This is a genomic window from Hyella patelloides LEGE 07179 (assembly GCF_900659865.1).
In the GTDB taxonomy this organism is placed as follows: domain Bacteria; phylum Cyanobacteriota; class Cyanobacteriia; order Cyanobacteriales; family Xenococcaceae; genus Hyella; species Hyella patelloides.
This window is the reverse complement of sequence record NZ_LR213909.1, coordinates 1-18,051: the sequence shown is the minus strand read 5'-3', so window position 1 is coordinate 18,051 and position 18,051 is coordinate 1. Positions and strand designations below refer to the sequence as shown.

General features: G+C 37.7%; 14 protein-coding genes. 8 read left to right on the top strand and 6 right to left on the bottom strand.

Annotated elements, in window-relative coordinates:
- Positions 1 to 85 precede the first annotated feature (85 nt).
- Positions 86 to 229: a hypothetical protein gene (locus H1P_RS36310; protein ID WP_186376054.1), complete on the bottom strand. Its 144-nt coding sequence runs from the start codon at positions 227 to 229 to the stop codon at positions 86 to 88.
- Positions 230 to 390: 161 nt separating this feature from the next.
- A complete protein-coding gene (locus tag H1P_RS20170) occupies positions 391 to 1,107 on the bottom strand; it encodes an NACHT domain-containing protein (protein ID WP_144870700.1) in 717 nt (238 codons plus the stop codon).
- A gap of 493 nt (positions 1,108 to 1,600) precedes the next feature.
- Between H1P_RS20170 and H1P_RS20165 the strand changes: the two genes are divergently transcribed.
- From H1P_RS20165 to H1P_RS20150, 4 genes are all read left to right on the top strand, one after another.
- Positions 1,601 to 2,836, top strand: coding sequence for an LL-diaminopimelate aminotransferase (locus H1P_RS20165; protein ID WP_144870698.1), 1,236 nt, complete (start codon positions 1,601 to 1,603; stop codon positions 2,834 to 2,836).
- Positions 2,837 to 3,114: 278 nt separating this feature from the next.
- Positions 3,115 to 3,489, top strand: coding sequence for a hypothetical protein (locus tag H1P_RS20160; RefSeq protein WP_144870696.1), 375 nt, complete (start codon positions 3,115 to 3,117; stop codon positions 3,487 to 3,489).
- 176 nt (positions 3,490 to 3,665) lie between these two features.
- Positions 3,666 to 5,006: a TldD/PmbA family protein gene (locus H1P_RS20155; RefSeq protein WP_144870704.1), complete on the top strand. Its 1,341-nt coding sequence runs from the start codon at positions 3,666 to 3,668 to the stop codon at positions 5,004 to 5,006.
- A 2-nt stretch (positions 5,007 to 5,008) separates the two neighbouring features.
- A complete protein-coding gene (locus H1P_RS20150; RefSeq protein WP_144870694.1) occupies positions 5,009 to 5,905 on the top strand; it encodes a hypothetical protein in 897 nt (298 codons plus the stop codon).
- 162 nt (positions 5,906 to 6,067) lie between these two features.
- On the opposite strand, the gene H1P_RS20145 is transcribed toward H1P_RS20150, so the two are convergent.
- Entirely contained in the window at positions 6,068 to 8,413 is a 2,346-nt protein-coding gene (locus H1P_RS20145) for a hypothetical protein (RefSeq protein ID WP_222427145.1), read from the bottom strand.
- 824 nt (positions 8,414 to 9,237) lie between these two features.
- Here H1P_RS20145 and H1P_RS20140 point away from each other — a divergent pair.
- The 3 genes from H1P_RS20140 (at position 9,238) to H1P_RS20130 (ending at position 12,219) form a co-directional block, all read left to right on the top strand.
- Positions 9,238 to 9,549, top strand: a complete 312-nt coding sequence (locus H1P_RS20140) for a DUF6825 family protein (protein WP_144870690.1) — start codon at positions 9,238 to 9,240, stop codon at positions 9,547 to 9,549.
- Between the two features lie 193 nt (positions 9,550 to 9,742).
- Positions 9,743 to 11,464 (top strand): ABC1 kinase family protein, encoded by a 1,722-nt coding sequence (locus H1P_RS20135; RefSeq protein ID WP_342799608.1) that lies wholly within the window; start codon positions 9,743 to 9,745, stop codon positions 11,462 to 11,464.
- Positions 11,465 to 11,493: 29 nt separating this feature from the next.
- A complete protein-coding gene (locus tag H1P_RS20130; protein WP_144870688.1) occupies positions 11,494 to 12,219 on the top strand; it encodes a Stp1/IreP family PP2C-type Ser/Thr phosphatase in 726 nt (241 codons plus the stop codon).
- Between the two features lie 502 nt (positions 12,220 to 12,721).
- Here the strand turns inward: H1P_RS20130 and H1P_RS20125 are convergent.
- From H1P_RS20125 to H1P_RS20115, 3 genes are all read right to left on the bottom strand, one after another.
- Positions 12,722 to 14,119: an IctB family putative bicarbonate transporter gene (locus tag H1P_RS20125; protein WP_144870686.1), complete on the bottom strand. Its 1,398-nt coding sequence runs from the start codon at positions 14,117 to 14,119 to the stop codon at positions 12,722 to 12,724.
- A gap of 103 nt (positions 14,120 to 14,222) precedes the next feature.
- Entirely contained in the window at positions 14,223 to 15,761 is a 1,539-nt protein-coding gene (locus H1P_RS20120) for a GAF domain-containing sensor histidine kinase (RefSeq protein WP_144870684.1), read from the bottom strand.
- Positions 15,762 to 16,424: 663 nt separating this feature from the next.
- The gene (locus tag H1P_RS20115; protein WP_144870682.1) at positions 16,425 to 17,072 is read right to left on the bottom strand and encodes a response regulator transcription factor; all 648 of its coding nucleotides are present in this window, start codon (positions 17,070 to 17,072) and stop codon (positions 16,425 to 16,427) included.
- 612 nt (positions 17,073 to 17,684) lie between these two features.
- On the opposite strand from H1P_RS20115, the gene H1P_RS20110 reads away from it, so the two are divergent.
- On the top strand, positions 17,685 to 18,051 hold a 367-nt coding region (locus tag H1P_RS20110), incomplete at its 3' end, for a nitroreductase family protein (RefSeq protein WP_186376053.1).

The window sequence follows — 18,051 nt, the reverse complement described above, 5'->3', positions numbered from 1 at the left end:
TTGACCGAGGCGTTAGACTATATGAGCAATAATTTACCATTGTTGCTTTCTTTTTGCCATTAATTTGGTTTGATGCTTGTTTTATTCACGATCGCATTTCTTGGTTCGAGAATGAAACAGCCCTACTTAACAAGGGGGATTTAGGGGGATCGAGATAAGTTAATAAAGTCGGACGATTCTCCGCTTCCACAAAATCTTTAAGCTGACATTCCGCAGATAATTTTCTCAAGGAAATAATTAAATGAATTTGCTTGAATATAGCCGTTTATAGCAATCGCCAATCTTCAAAAACACCAAATAATATATTAGTTCTTATTCTGTTTCTAAAATCGCTGTATTCTCTATCTCTTAAAGTGTGTAGACTAAATTGCTCAAAAAATCACGAAGAAATTAAATTTTTCTGCGGAATGTGAGTTTAAGAGTCACAAAAAAAGGGACTAAATCTCCTTGAAATTCGTCTCGGTTACATTGAATCGCTAAATGCTTGAGAAAAGTAGTTTTACCCGCCCCTGGCTTACCTAAAATCAATAGCTTTTTATACTTAGAAACCGCTTCTTTTCCTAATATTCTCTCCTCCCTAATTGCGCCAAAGTTAAATCGATTAAAATCTTCTAAGTTGCAGTTTTGCAGTAATTCAGTAATATCTTTGCGTCGGCGACTAATAATTTTTTCCAGAATATTAACTTGAGTGTAAATCTTCCCTAATTCAATAGGCTGCGACATATCTAAGATTCGCATTGTGCCACAGCGAATTTCTATATCGGCTTTTACCTGTTGGCGCAGTTGGGTTACTAATGCTTTGATATCTATGTTTTCTGTTGCTTCCTTTGATTTTGTTGATTCTGTAGGGTGGGCAATGCCCACCCTACCTTCTTTTATACCTGTTATTTCTTCACAATCTAGTTTAAGAGCTTGGCAAATTTTGACAAAATTCTCTCTATCAATGGATTTTCCAGTCAGAAACTTGCAAAATGTCGATCTGCTTATATTTAATCTTGTTTCTGCAAAATTTTCTTGAGTTAATCCCAAAACATTAAAAGCACTGTTTGCTTTTTGGAGATATTCTTCATGTACTTGTAGCGATCGCTTTGCCATGATCCAACACAACTACTTTCGCCTATTTTAGCGGGATATTCAACACTCTTTTCCTCCAGAATTGGGGGTTAGGGGTCTAAAAACAAGCATAGATAAGCACAACTCACACAACTCACACACAACTCATTCACAAATCATATTTTACGCCAGCCCTTCTCACACAAGGATTAGAAGACTATTGAAGAGTCAAAATTATCTCACATAGACTCATGGAAGAAATCCTTTTGCTAACGATCTCTACTCTACTTGCTTGGGCGGTGGAACGCTCTGCCGACGCACTGCTAAATTTACTTATTGAGTGGTTCAAGCGTCGGCTCTAGAAGATAGAGTGAAAGGCGGTTGTTGTATTAGGTTGTAGCGATCGCTTTTTCGGAAAAACTTAGATTATAAGGCTTATAGCTTACCCAATTATTAAATTATCTTAACCCAAGCTAACATTAATTAATTTTTCACAAACAGACATGACACAGTAAGCTTTATAGATGGTGTTTACAGCAAGATATGTATGGCTAGGATTAACGACAATTATTTAAAACTGAAAGCAGGATATCTGTTTCCTGAAATTTCCAGACGAGTCAAAGCTTTTGCAGAAGCTAACCCCGACGCACCCATTATTAAATTGGGAATTGGGGATGTTACCGAACCTCTACCAGAAGCTTGTCGCACTGCAATAATTGAAGCAACTAAAGAAATGGGCGATCGCTCAACTTTTAAAGGCTATGGTCCCGAACAGGGTTATCTCTGGCTGAGAGAGAAAATTGCAACCCAAGATTTTCAAGCTAGAGGATGTGATATCGATGCCTCGGAAATCTTTATCTCTGATGGCTCAAAATGCGACTGTGGAAATATTCTCGATATTTTTGGCAAAGATAATAAAATTGCCGTAACAGACCCCGTATACCCTGTGTATGTAGATACTAACGTGATGGCAGGAAATACAGGAGAAATTAACGAAAAAGGAGAATATGAAGGTTTAGTTTATCTTCCCATTAGTGCCGAGAATAACTTTACGGCGGAAATTCCTACGGAAAAAGTAGATTTAATTTATCTCTGTTTCCCCAACAATCCTACAGGTGCAACTGCAACCAAAGAACACTTACAAGCCTGGGTTAACTATGCCAAAGAACACCAATCAATTATTCTCTTCGATGCAGCATACGAAGCGTTTATCTCCGACCCTAGTTTACCCCATTCTATTTATGAAATTGAAGGAGCAAAAGATTGCGCGATCGAATTTCGTTCTTTCTCTAAAAATGCAGGGTTTACTGGAACTCGTTGTGCGTTAACAGTCGTACCCAAAAACCTCACAGGAAAAGCTAGTGATGGTTCAGACGTGGAAATTTGGAAACTCTGGAATCGTCGCCAGTCTACTAAATTTAATGGTGTTTCTTACGTTGTGCAAAGAGGGGCGGAGGCAGTATATTCTGAAGCGGGAGTGCAGCAAACGAAAGCTTTAATTAGTTTTTACCTGGAAAATGCCAAAATTATCTGCGAAAAATTGACTTCTGCGGGAATTCAAGTTTATGGCGGAACTAATGCCCCTTATGTATGGGTAAAAACTCCTTTTAATTTATCCAGTTGGGATTTCTTTGATAAATTACTTCAAACTACCTATGTTGTAGGTACTCCTGGTTCTGGTTTTGGTGCAGCAGGTGAAGGTTATTTCCGTATCTCTGCATTTAATACCAGAGAAAATGTTAACGAAGCCATGAAACGTATTACAGAGAATTTTCAAGCCTAATTTTTAAAATAGCGATTGCTATTTAAGTAGCCAGGAAGTGATATGTTTATGGACGATCGGGCAAAGCCTGCGCGTCTAGAGCGATCGCTTTATGCAATAATTAGCTATTGGTAACTAACAATCAACAACCAACCATATTATTCCGTTTATACCCCAATGCGATCGGTAAAAGTCCCGTTTAGTTTGAGACTTGACGGGACTGACAATCAAGCACGAACAACCAACAATTGATAAAGTAAATAAGGTTACTTAGCATTTCCCAACACATACTAATATTTATGTATTATTTTCCTCAGCCTCCTGTATTTCTTCCTGTAATCGGATTGTTGATTGGGTTGATTTTTGGTGTTACTTTTCAGAAGCAACTAGAACAAATCACTCCGAAATGGATCAAAAATCCCAAAGATAAAAATGCTTATACTCTTAATGATAGAAACCTGCAAATCTCCTATACAGGAATTTGTTTGGGTGTTTGGTTATTTTTAGGTGGCGGTTTTCGAGTATTAGGTTTTGGTATCATTAGTGCTTATGGTGTTGCTCTACTGCTCGCTATTGGTACAGGTGCTTTTATGTGGCAGCAATTTGGCGAAATGCTCATAGAAGTTCAAGAGAAAGGTGTAAAATCCTTAGATTTAGATAAATATATTGACTAGATAAGAAAGGAGGATAGAGACGTTCCAACGGAACGTCTGTACGGTGGTTAGTGGTTCATTTTCTATTACTATTGGTTGATTGCCAATCTCTAATAATTTGTCGTAATTGCTTGCCTGCTGACTACTAACTCTTGCCTCTTCGTTCCTTGTTCCTCGTTCCTGATTCTTTAAAAGCCATGCTAGTTACTACAGACAAGATTATTACTGAAGCGTTAGCCTTAGAAATCATCGAAAATGCGATCGCAGAATCCCAAGCAGAAGGGGTATTTGTCAGCCTCAATAGTAGTGAATCTGTGTTGAGTCGCTTTTCCGAAAACCAGATTAGCCAGAATATCCACAAAAATCGTTTTAATCTCACTGTTACTAGCTATTTCGGTCAAAAAAGTGCTTCTGCTTCCACAACAGAATTAGATCGAGAAGCCATTATTGCTACCATGCGTCGTGCCGAAGAATTAGCTAAATTTGCCCCAGAAGACCCAGAATGGATAGAATTACTACCATCACAGTCTTACGAGGAACGTAAACCAGCCTTTGACTCGGCTTTAATTGATTTCTCGCCTTTAGATAGAGGGGAAATCGTACAGCAAGTATGTAGTCAAGCGCAAAAATCAGGTGTAGAAGGTTCGGGGACTCTTAGTAGTAGCATTTCTTTAATGGCAATTGGTAACTCTGTGGGTTTAAAGGCTGCCCAACAAGGCACAGATGCCGATTTTAGCTTTACCGCCCGTCAAGAAAACGGTTCTAGCTGGAGTCAGCTGACAGCCTGGGATATGGCATCTTTACCCATTTTAGAAACCACGAAAAAAACTATTAAAAAAGCGATCGCTTCTCGTAATCCCCAAGCGATCTCACCAGGAGATTATACAGTTATTTTTGAGCCTCAAGCAATGGCTTCTTTACTTCCTTGGGTGATTTGGAATATGGATGCGAGGGCTGCCGATGAAGGACGTTCCTTTATGTCTCGCAACGATGATAATGGTAATATTAGCAATCGTGTCGGCGAACAATTATTTAACTCTCTAGTACAGGTACAGCGCAATCCTGCCCATTCTTTGTTACAGTCAGGGGTATTCTTTGGTAATGGTTTACCCAATAGCTATTTAGATATTGTTAAAGATGGTACACCTCAAACTCTTTCTTACAGTCGTTATTGGGCGCAACAAAAATCAAAGCAACCCACAGGGGGAATGTATCCCATTGTAATGACAGGGGGAAACCAGACTACAGAAGAGTTAATTGCTAGTACCGAAAAAGGCATTTTAGTAACTCGCGCTTGGTATGTACGTTACGTTAATCCCCGCACCCTAGAAGTCACTGGAATGACTAGAGACGGTACTTTCTTAATTGAAAATGGAAAAATAGCTTACCCAATTCAAAATCTCCGTTTCAATCAAAGCCTACCTGAAATGCTGAAAAATATCTCTGCGTTAGGAAAAGTTAAACGTTGCGGAAGAGGAGTTATACCTACCTGTAAAGTAGAAAATTTTCACTTTAGTAGTGTTACAGATAGTGTTTGATTATGGATCAATCAGATGTTGAGTATACAAGGAGGCAAAAATCAGAGAATTATCTTTACTTAAAACCAAAAACAATACTCAGAACTGGATTCCGAATCTATAAAAATCATTTTAAAGATTATTATTTGATAGCTTTTAAGGCTTGTTTATGGCTCTTGATACCTATATATGGCTTTGCTAAATATTTATCTTTGAATGGCTTAATTTCTTATTTAGTATTTTATGAGGTTATTGAAGAACCAGATACTATTAAAGAAGCTCATCGATTTATTGAATCTCGCATCTGGAAATTCTTTTCAGCAGCTATATTAGTAATTTTTGCGATCCAAATTATTTTACTTATTATCAAAGGAATTTTACTTCCAGTTTTGATAGTAATTTCTGGGTTTATCTACAGTCTTTTTTCTCAATTTAATCTTGACAATGTTTCCCAATTTTTCCTGCAAAACAAAATATTTAATGATTTCTTAATTGCGATTCATTCTTTCAAATATTTTCTAAAAACCTTTATTTATCTATTTGTTTATATTTTTGCTATTGGTCATTTGTTGATTTTTGATGTTCTTTTAGCTGTTACTGAAAATATGACAGCTTTTGAAAGCCTTAAATATAGTAAAGAATTAACACAAAGACATCTGTCTCCAATATTACTAGTAACTTTATTAGAGACACTGGTGATTATTCCAGGGATTTATCTAGTCGATTCTAGTTTATCATTTATAACTTTTCCTTTATTGAACAATACAGAAAAACATCCATTATTAGTATTTTTAATTTTTGCTATTTACATAATAATATCTTTTATCTTCTTAGCTTTTTTAAATTCTTATTGCCTGGCAATCAAAGCAGTAACCACTCATGAATTAATCAAGATTAGTAATAATTTTAAAATAAAATAATAAATCTAATAACCTCATAAGCACTGTATGATGATAAACATCCTGTACTGCACCAAAATCCACTAAAAAACCTTACCCGTATCGGGTTGATAAATAAGATTTTGTGGTTTAATATCCCGATGAATTACTGTTTGCTCCTTTTTTACCAACTAGCAACTTGGGTTAATATCTGACTGTTGCAACAGGACGGTGAAGGTAGCCTATTGCCCTACCTTGAACTGAATAATTGTTGTATAGCCCCCCAAATGTTCCCTCTAACTTAGTGTCATTTCTGGTTAAGTTAAGAGTATATTCAGCATCAGCTTGTAATTTTGTGTCTAAGTTAAGGTTGTCTTTGAGCTTAAGCTTCAGTTTAATTAGCTCGCCATCATTTTGAGCATCAACTACTGTTCCTTGAATGTCGTCACCATAGACTTTTCGATCCCAGACTCCCTGGCGACAAACCATACCAATAATTAGTTCTCTTCCTTTCAGTTTCCAACTAGGGCGGTCAGGCGAAGCCTGCGCTACGCGAACGCTTTTTCGGGCTGGAGTTAATTGTTCCACATCAACCTTCCCACTCTGAAGAGTCATAAAAATTTGTCCATTCAGAGGAGCTTTTGTTTTTACTGGTGGTCGATCCCAATCCGTAGCAATAGATATGGCACGGGAGTTAGCCCACTTAAGAGGATTAACAACGTCTAGGTTTGGTTGATTTTGCCAAAACAGACTTCTCCTTCCGTGCCAGCGATATTTTGTGTAACCTAGTACACCTGGATGGGAAAAAATTCGATTTAAAGCATCTTCTTCACGCAGCATACGCCGAGTTGCTCGATCGTAGCCTCCTGGAGGTTCGATCGGATTAGGGATAGAAAGAAAATGACCAGATCTGGTATTGATCTCACCATTGAGAATAGGAAGTTGAACTTCCTGATATAACTCATCAAAACGCTCGTAGAAATTAGCTCGATAATTATTTTGAGAAACTACATCAGTCCATTTTCGTTCTGCTTCCAAAACCGCAGAACCAGGTGTTCCACCCCAACGAGTACCTAGTAAAAGATGATTGGGATCGTACTTATGGATTTTTTTCCTGACAACTTGATAATATTGTTCAACCCAGAGTTTGACAAAGTCGTGTTGATCTTTTAAGTAGGCAGGAGAAATTAATAGTTTTCGCTCTGCTGTCAGATTTTTAAGAGAATCTTGAGAATTAATATTAATTTGCCAAGCTTTACTAAGACCTTCAAGGGATTTATGTCGTTGCAAAACGAATTCCCAGGCTTTTAGAGAGGCAGGTACATCATCTGGTTGGGAAAGAGAAAATTGTAATAAACCGATGCCTTCAGCATTTAAAATTGGTTCTTCAGGCAGTTCAGAATTTTGTTTTTCAGTAGTTTTTTCAGCTTGATATATAGGAGCATTAGCGATAATTCTTTCATTGTGCTTGAGAACTTCCATAAACCCCCGTTCGTTATCTAGAAAATAACCAAGCAACATTTTGTTGTTTTTAAGAGGTTGACAAAGCTTTTTACATTTCGCATCAACATGATCGCTCCAACGAGAATCCCAGACATCAGGAAATTTATTTTTCAGCCAGGGTTCTTCATAAAACGTTTCAATAATTTCCGTAAAAGGCATATTTTTATCAAAGAATTCGGGGGTAGTCCAAGAACCCATAGCATTAAAGCCCCATGACTTCAGATAGCCAACCCACTTTCTAGCTGTTTGGTCAGAAACAGGGGGCAAATTGGCTCTTCTACCTCCATTGCCTCCTGCATTTAAACCTGTAGAACCTTTATGATAAAAAGCCTTGCCTTCTGGGTCTATAAACCACCATTTTCCATTGATACTTTTACCAACTCGAAAAAAACCTTCTTGACCACGAATTGTTGTGGGGTCAAATTTGACTGAGGCTAAAAGTTTATCATCATTTTCTTGGCTCATAGCAATAGTTTTTCGCCAACTTGCTAAACGCCATTGATATACTTCCTCAACTTCTTGTTCGGTAACTTTAGTAAAGCGCGTTGCTAGAGAAGCTAATTGTCCTGGCTCCTCATAATTTACTTTGATTGCAATAGGATACAAGCCCTTTCTTACTCTAATTAATGTTCCATGCTTAACAGGTTTTTTCGCTACCACCATATTCGCTGTTATATTCGAGTCAGTTAAACCGTAACAAACACGCAATAGTTGGGGTTGCTCAAAAGCGACTACAGTATAGAAAATAGAACGATTATCTTGTTGTTCTTTGGCAAAGGTATTGAGATTAATCGTATCAGTAAAATCTGGTAAGCTTTCTTTGACTAGTTTATTATCTGGTAATAATTTAAATTCCTGGAACTTAGTACTGGAATTTGCATATAACCATTTTTCAGGAACTGTATTGTCAACAAACTGAATTATAGGAACTTCTGCTGTCAACTGTAAGTTTTTAGGCGGTGCAATAGCGATAATTTTAGGCTTTTCTGGTTTAGGAGGAGCTTCTCCTCTTGGTGTTTGAACTCCTTCTGCAAATGAAAAAGACACAAGACAAATACTAAAAAAAATAATCAGGAAAAAAGTTGTGCCAGACAATAATGATTTTCTGACTTTGCGGAGTTTTTTATTGAGGAAGCGATTCATTGAAAATGATTTCCATTGTCTAATTAAAATCAAGAGCAACTTTTTTGACAATTTAATAAACTTAGTCAAGGATTGTTGCAAAAACTTTTAATCTTTCAGAGTGTCAAAAAAGTGGGCTCAGTAAACTAGATTCGATCTAGTCACAGATTATCTCGATCCCGCTTGATACGATCCCATTTATACTCCAATGCGATGGGTACAAGTCCCGCTTAGTTTGGGACGAAGATGGGACGGGACTCCGCCGTCCTCATTCGTTCTCCCATCTCAAAGGCTTGCCGTCAGGGCAGGATAATAAGGATAAATACAACGAACGGGGAGCCAATAAACTCTTGAATCGCATTCAAGAGACAGACCATCCGAAAACGGCACGAACTATTATTCAAGCGATCACTTTGAGAATTATAACCAATTACAAGCTTAAATTTAGCGATCGCTTATCTGGGTTCTTGAAAAAATCCACTATTACCGTTAAGTATCAGTAGAACCTTCTTTATTTAAATATTATTTTAATGTAGATAATTTACTATTCAAAGTAAAACAAGTATGTAAGAGAATACAATAACTTCCGATCTCTATGTTCTTGGCTTTACAATCAAATTGAATTAGTTTTAAATAGCCACCAATTCCTATTTATCGAACTTTTTTGAGAATTTTGAAACGATTAACCACTCGCTACGGAAAATACAAGATATAATTTGTTACGAAACAGATTAAGAAACATTACTATAATGAGCAACCCCGTCATTGATGCTTTTTTTCTCGGTCGAGCTTTAGCAGAAGTTGTTGGAGAGAAATTAGAAGACGCTTACACCAACGCTTTGAGCGAGCTTGGTAAGTTTGATGCCGAGCAAAGAGAAAACCTGAGAGCATTTATAGAAGAAGTTCAGTTACGCGCTCAACAGTCTGCTAGCAGTGAGTATACTACAGATTCTACTAGCTCTCAAGGAACCGAAACTTCTGGAGATTTACAAGAGATGCTCGATCAATTAAGAGCAGAAATTGCTGAACTTAGAGCAGAATTAAAACAGTATCGTAATTAAAATTTACTTGATAAGATTGCCAAACACTAAATTATCGTAGGCAATTTTGCTGGTTTTACTTAAAGCGATCGCCTTACTTTGCGAGATTGCCAATATAAAAAATTTCTTTTTGTATCACACTGTCTCCTTTTATCAAACAACATTTAACAAAGAAACTAGAGTGTCTGCTGCCTCTCCCGATTCCCAGAAAATATTGGATTATAACTCTAGCCCGTCCAAGCGATCGCTAGAAACTTTGGAATCTGCCAAAAAATCCTACCGTTGGAACAAGAAAAATTATTCTCATACTCGTCGTCGTATCGATATTTGGACATTCGTGTTTACTCTATCGTTCAAGCTATGGCGCAATAATCGTAAATGGACTTATGCTGGCGGTTACAGTGAAGCAAAAGCAGTAGTGAGGCGTAAAGCTCAAGCCGTTTGGATTAAAGAAAGCCTACTAGACCTAGGACCTACATTTATTAAAGCGGGTCAGCTATTTTCCACAAGAGCCGATCTGTTTTCTGCTGAATATGTAACAGAGCTTTCTAAACTACAGGATAGAGTGCCAGCTTTTTCCTATGAACAGGTTTCGGCAATTATAGAAGACGAACTAGGAAGACCCGTTGAAAAGCTATTTCAAAAATTCGATCCGATACCTTTAGCAGCAGCTAGTTTAGGACAAGTCCATAAAGCACAACTTGCTAACGGAGACGAAGTAGTAGTTAAAATTCAAAGACCAGGGCTGAAGCAACTGTTCACTATCGATCTAGGTATTCTCAAGCAAATTGCTAATTACTTCCAAAATCATCCTCGTTGGGGCAAAGGAAGAGATTGGAGTGGTATTTACGAAGAATGCGCTCGTATATTGTGGGAAGAAACCGACTATCTTAACGAAGGACGTAATGCCGATACCTTTCGCCGTAACTTCCGCGATGAAGATTGGGTAAAAGTACCCCGTGTTTACTGGAAATACGCCTCTCCCAAGGTTTTAACTTTAGAGTATTTACCAGGAATTAAAATTAGCCATTATGAAGCAATTGAAGCAGCAGGTTTAGACCGTGCTAACTTGGCAAAATTAGGGGCAAAAGCTTATCTTTACCAACTACTAAATAATGGCTTTTTCCATGCCGATCCCCACCCAGGAAATATTGCAGCTAGTCCTGATGGTGGGTTAATATTTTATGACTTTGGCATGATGGGACAAATAAAAAACAACATCCGTGAAAAATTAATGGATACCTTGTTTGGTATTGCTCAAAAAGATGGCACTCTGGTAGTAGATTCTTTGATTGAATTAGGAGCTGTAGTACCTACAGGAGATTTAACCCCTGTCAAGCGTTCGATTCAGTATATGCTAGACAACTTCATGGATAAACCTTTTGAAGAACAATCTATAGACGCTATCAGCGAAGACCTGTTTGAAATTGCTTACGGACAACCCTTTCGCTTTCCTGCAACCTTTACCTTTGTAATGCGTGCTTTTTCTACCCTAGAAGGGGTCGGTAAAGGTCTTGACCCTAAATTTAACTTTATGGAAGTGGCTCAACCCTTCGCAATGCAAATTATGACAAATAGTAACGGCAACGGCGGTAACACTATCCTGGACGAACTAGGTAGACAAGCTGCTCAAGTAGGTAGTAGTGCTTTAGGACTGCCTAGACGAATTGAGGATACAATAGATAAGCTAGAAAGGGGTGATTTAAGAGTTCGTGTCCGTTCCCTCGAATCAGAGCGAGTATTGCGCCGTTTGAGTGCCATACAATTAGGAACGAACTATACTATACTTCTGAGCACCCTAATTCTATCTGCTACCCTGTTATTTACCAATGGAAGTAAAATTGTGGCAGCGATCGCATTGTGCGTAGCAGTTATCCCTGGATGGTCACTGTTACGATTGCGGAAAAAAATAGATCGTATAGATCGAATGTTCTAATATTTGAATGTATATTGGCTAAATTATCTATGAAACGTCGCTTTGTCGGACTCACTGATACAGGAATTGTAAGGGCTGTCAACCAAGATAGCTACTATGTTGACGATCCCCAAGGACGCTTTTTTATCGTCGCAGATGGTATGGGAGGACATGCGGGCGGACAAGAAGCGAGCAAGATTGCTACCGAAAAAATTCAAGCACATTTAGAAAAGCATTGGGATGAGGAGGCAATGACTTCTGATATCCTACTCCAAGAAGCTATTGAGAAGGCTAATCAAGGTATTTTAGACGATCAATCTCTTCATCCAGAAAGGGGAGATATGGGGACAACAGTGGTAGCTATAATTTTTCGCGATCGCCCTTGGTGCGTTCATGTGGGAGATTCCCGTTTGTATCGTTGGCGTAATTCTGAATTGAAACAAGTTACAGAAGACCATACCTGGGTCAGCTTGGCAATGAAATCAGGAGAAATCACCAAAGAGCAAGCAAAAGTTCATCCTTGGCGACACGTCTTATCCCAGTGTTTGGGACGTAAAGATTTGTTTAGAGTAGATCTCCAAGAATTAGATATCCAATCTGGAGACTTGCTTCTGATGTGCAGTGATGGGCTAACCGAAGAAGTATCAGACGAAGAAATTACAGCCCTACTGACAAAAGAGCAAGACTACAAACAATTAGCTACCGAATTAGTTAACGCAGCTAAGAATGCGGGAGGCTCAGATAATATTACAGTGGTAATGGTAGCCGAAGATTAGAATTTCAATTAAGTAGAAGAAGTTGGAGTAGCTGGTATTAAATTACTGATTTCTGGCTTCTGAATTTCTGATTTCTTCGATGCGCGACGGCGAAGCCGAGTCCTTTAGGAGAGCGAGTCCTTTAGGGCTTTCGGTGTCTTGGTCAGCGTTTCCTTGTCCCCATTCAAGGATAAACACGAAGATGCGTCGGGTGTAACTGACATTCCGCAGATAATTTTCTCAAGGAAATAATTAAATGAATTTGCTTGAATATAGCCGTTTATAGCAATCGCCAATCTTCAAAAACACCAAATAATATATTAGTTCTTATTCTGTTTCTAAAATCGCTGTATTCTCTATCTCTTAAAGTGTGTAGACTAAATTGCTCAAAAAATCACGAAGAAATTAAATTTTTCTGCGGAATGTGAGGTGTAAACGGATTACTCGCGCATTCTCATGTCATGATTGCTCGCGCTTGCTTTAGATGAGTTAAACTCATCAAGTTCGCTCGCTTTAATCACGCCTAGTCGCTCGTCAAATTCCGTAGGGTCGCACCGCTCCTGACTTCTGATGAATATTGACTAGCAATAATGCCTAGCATTAACCACCATAAACTGTGGATAGAAGGACGATACCACACAGTATCTACTACTCCATGAACTAATAAGCCCACCGTAGCAGCGATCGCAGTAATCAACCAAATCCCTTGATTGCTTCTTGACTGACGTAAACGATTTATTTGTATCCAGCCATGTCCCAAGGTAGTAAAAATTAGTCCTAAAAAGCTAATAAAGCCTACATAACCCATTTCTACAATGTGTTCTAGGTAAATAGAATAAGCACTCAAAGCGGGATAACGAGGATCCATATAACGAGGGTACACCGCGTTGAATGCTTCATTACCAGGGCCAATACCTAGAATAGGATATTGTTTAATTATTTGAAATACAGTGCGCCAAACAAACTGACGGAAACTATTACTGCTATCTTCACTACCTGCAAAAATACTCTCAAAGCGCAATCTAACTGATTCTACCCCCAAAATAGTAACCACTAATAAGCCCCCTGCTATGCCAAAAACCAGGGGTAGCAGCCAAATGCGCCAAAAACGGGGTAAATAATCTCGCCACCACCAATAAAGCAGTACAAACATCGTGGTAGCCAAAGCAATCATCGCTAGCCAAGCACCACGACTATCGGTAAAAAATAAACAAGCAGAATTAGCCCCAAACATCAATACAGCCAGGGTTTTTTGCATCCAACCACGCCAAACTAGAATAGCTCCCACACTAAGAGCGATCGCTGGGAGTAAGTAACCTCCCAAAAGATTAGGGTTACCCAAATAGCTATACACCCTAGTATCATTAGCTAGGGCAGAATTAGGATCGTTCCAAGTTGCTAACTGCTCTACACCTAAATACTGTTGACGAATGCCGTAACTGCTAACAATTAAAGCGGTTAATAAAAATCCTGTAACTAACCAATTACATAGCCTAGGTGAGCGTAACACCCTGGCAGCCAAAGCAAACATGGTTAAATATAACGTTAGTTTAATCCATCCTGTAATTGCTTCTGCTTTTACGGGAGAAAATGCCATTGCTAGAGTAGCAATAGCCCAATAGAGTAAAACCAGCCAATGAATAGGAGTTATCCCTAAAGATTGCTCATCTGAAGCGGTAATGAGAACCCAGTAACTACCAATTGCTATTAATAAGACCCCGATTAAACTCGTAGAAACAAAGGGTGCGAGCCAAAAAACGAAACTGAGTAAACAAACTCCAATTATTTCTGACCATTGAAGCAGCAAACTCCCAGACCGCCAAGCAGATAGACTATTAACAAAGCGAAAAAGATAGCTACTGCTAAACCAGGGATTGAGGTCAGGTTTTGCTGAGACAATGCTTATCTTGCTTGATTTCATGAGCAGAACAGGTAGAACATCCACAACTATAGTGGTAGTGTTTTAAGGATATCAAAAGTTAGATCTTACACTACCAACTACTGGTTGCTTAATACGGCTCATTCTATCCCAATTTACTCTCATCCTGTTCTAATTTAGGCAGTTGAATAATATAGCGATAGCCAGCTTCAGGAGAGCCTTGAACGATTATTTTGCCTTGATGCAATTCGGTCAAGTGGCAAGAGAATAGTAAACCCAAAACATCGCGAGAAACTCGATCTGCTTGTTTTTGATTAACACTACTTGTCTTTTTCTGGCTATTGATAACCGTCATCAAAGCAGAAGCGGTTAAGACCCGATTGCCTAACAAGACATCGCTCATTCCAGAACTAGCAGTGTTTTCAAAGTTTTGCGATTCTGCAATTGCTAATGCCTTGGTAACAGATTGCGAATAAAATTCTACTTGAGGTAAACCATCTCCCAACCAGGGATGAGATAACCAAACTGCTAAATTTAAAGCACGGTTACGACGAGAAACGTGAATTCTTACCTCTCCACCAGATTCAGACATTTCTAGCACACTAATAATCAGATAATATAAAGCCTGTTTTACTTTGTCTTTATCTAATAACCAAATGCGGTTTCCTGGCTCTACAGATAAGCGTAGACTCTGCTGATGCTGTTTTCCAATATCTACCAAGCTGTTGATTACTTGCTGACACAACATCTCAATATCCACAGAAGATTTTTTAACTGTAGAGTCTTGATTACCTAAAACTCCCAAATTAACAATTTCATCTACTAAAGAAATTAGATTCTGACCGCTATTATGAATAATTTCTAAATATTCTCTTTGCTTAATCGTCAAAGGTCCATAAACTTCTCTTCTTAAAACGCTTGCCATGCCAATAACCGAAGTTAAAGGAGTACGTAATTCTTGAGTTAGTTGCCCTAGGAGCTTGACCTTAATTAAATTAGTTGCATTAATATTGCTTGATGTAGACTCAGAACTATTTCGTGTTCCCAAATAATCGGATTTCCATTGAGCAGAATTGCTTACAGCCAGAGATAAATGACTTGAAGCTTCCGTTGATGGTTGTTGCTGATTCTTAATAGCATAGTCACGCTCAAACTCTCTCAAGCACCATCTGGCAGTCAAAGCCAAAAAGTCTAAATCTTTAGAGGTAAACTCTCTAGGCTCGGTATCCATTACCTCTAAAGTTCCTAAACACAATCCTTCAGAACTAATTAGAGGAACTCCCAAATATGCTCTGATACCATAGTGTTGAGTTAAACTACTAGTAGCAAAAACTGCATTTGTGACCGTATTGTCGATAGCTAAAGGTTGTTCGCTATCAATAACATAAGTGCTAAAAGATTCCTCTAAAGGTATTTTGCGATAAGAAGCCAATTGGTTCATCAAACCCATAGAAGAGATGCCAAATGTAGACTTAAACCACAATTCATTATCAACTCCTAAACCAAGAATACAGATTGGTGCTTCCAGAAAACTAGAAGCTGTTTGAGTAGCTTCTTCAAATACAGGAACACTTTCTGATGCTAATAAGCCTAAGTGACTTAAAGTAGCAGATCTTTTTTGGATTCTTTGAGAAGGAGTTTGACCATCTAAACGACAAAAAAGTCTGTTTCTTGGTTTGTTCATGCTGGGAACTCTAATCCCTAAATCTATTGCTTGCACTTGTATTACTGAATCATAATCAGGGTTAATGTATTTTGCTTTGGGAGCCTACCATATATTAATTATTCTCTCTTGGAATTTAGTTGGTAAAAATATTTAAGGTATGAACAAGAGACAAAAATTATTTCAGTATCCCTTAGCCTGTTATCTTTAAAGTTCCCGAAAACACTTCAGAACGAACATTTTTAAGCGGAGATTATGAAATACTTCTAATAATAGTAGTTAAATGAACTATAAAATCAACAATTTCCACCATAATTGACTGAGTTTTAATCTATCTGGAGAGAGAGCTAGGGGCCAAAATTTAAGCAAAGGGGATTTACAGCCTGGGCAAATATAATTTGATTTCTGATACAGCTTAGTTATCTTTCTCTAACTATATTGAGTAAAAAATTATAATAAATACAGCTTAATATAAAACAAAAAGTTTTAAATTATTCATCTAAAATTCAAAGATTAGTTAATTTACTCATGGTATTTTTATGGTACTTTTACTGCTGTTGAAAACACTCAAAAATTAATCTCTAATCGATTTTACAGAAAAATATCCTTACTGGCAAAAATAGCCGTTACGCCCACAAAGTATTTATCGAGCGCACGGCACTTTTGACAAAAGTTATTAGCAATTTAAGTCATGTTGCTTTCTATTGCCCAGCGTGCCAACTCAGTACGATTTTTGAGACTGGTCTTGTTTAACATATTAGAAACATGGCTTTCAATAGTTCTTTGACTAACATTTAATTGTTCTGCAATATTACGATTAGCCATTCCTTTAGCTACTAGCTGAACTACCTTTAATTCTGTGGGTGTCAACTCTACATTATGGGGAACATGAATTGTTGGACCTTCGCCCAATCCTCTACCTCTACCATCAACTAATCGTTTAATTTGCTTTAATGAGGATTCTACTTGGGCGACTAATTCTTCTGGTTCAAAAGGCTTTACCATGTAGACATCTGCACCTTCATTTAAACCTTTGACGCGATCTTGGCTTTGACCTTTGGCAGAAAGAAATAATACGGGAATGGTGTTAGTGCGTGGTTCTTGTCTGATGTGTTTTACTAAAGAATAGCCATCCATTTCTGGCATCATGACATCACAGATGATCATGTCAGGTACTTTGTTGTCTAATACTTCTAAAGCTTCCCGACCATTTTCTGCGGTCATTACATCATACCCCCTAAATTCTAAATAGTCTTTAACCAATAAAATCAAATTGGGGTCATCATCAATAAGTAAGAGTTTTTTGCTATCTCTTTGTGAATTATCCTTCATAAGTAATACTGTCGAGTTATATGCTATTGAAGTCAGAGATTATTCCACCGTTTGATGACGGAGCTTATTCTGACCTTGTATTTTTAAAAACACTTCGCTGAATATAGGCGAAGCTTATTTGACTTTATGAGAGGCTGGTACTACCTTTAAAAGAATAGTGGAGGTGGGGTTTAAAAACTGAGTAGTAAACCTGCTAAGACAGCCCTAGTATTCGTTAGCCTCCTCAATTGTGATTGGTATTCCAAAAGATAAGTTAACTAATTGGGAATAGGTTGGTAAACCAGTGTATTTCAACAAAATGTTAGTTTAACAAAGTGCTGACTAGATAATAAGGGCTGAAAAAATTCATGATTGTGATATTTTTTCTAGTATCCTCGCTTCTAGTTTTTGACGCTTTCTTTTTGTGTGAACTTTCTTCTGCGATAATAACCTTTAGTTTTGATTACGGCAAAGATTTTACTATTAACTAATGAATAATACTTTGCTAAGCAATTTCATTTAAAAATATATACCCTTTGAATTTATACTTACTTGGAAAACTTAATTTCAGTATAATTACGTCAGATAGTTTACGGAACATTTAATCTAACAACTTAATTACTATTCATTCAAATGAATTCTTTTACAGATTGCCTTAACGAATTAATTCATAATCGTCGTTCGACAAAACCTCGCTATTTTAATGGTAAAAAAATTGAAGATTCTTTAGTGTGGCAGATCTTAGGAAATGCTAATTGGGCTCCTACTCATGGTTTAACTCAACCTTGGAGATTTAAAGTTTTTACTGATAGCGGACTTGAAAAACTAGCTGATTTCCAGGCGAATCTTTATCAACAATTAACTCCAGAAGCTAAGTTTAAAACAGAAAAACATGAGCGAATGAGAACAAATATTCTTCAGTCTTCTCACGTAGTTGTTATCTGTATGGAACGGCAGTTATCCGAGAAAATACCGAGAATTGAAGAGATTGAAGCGGTGG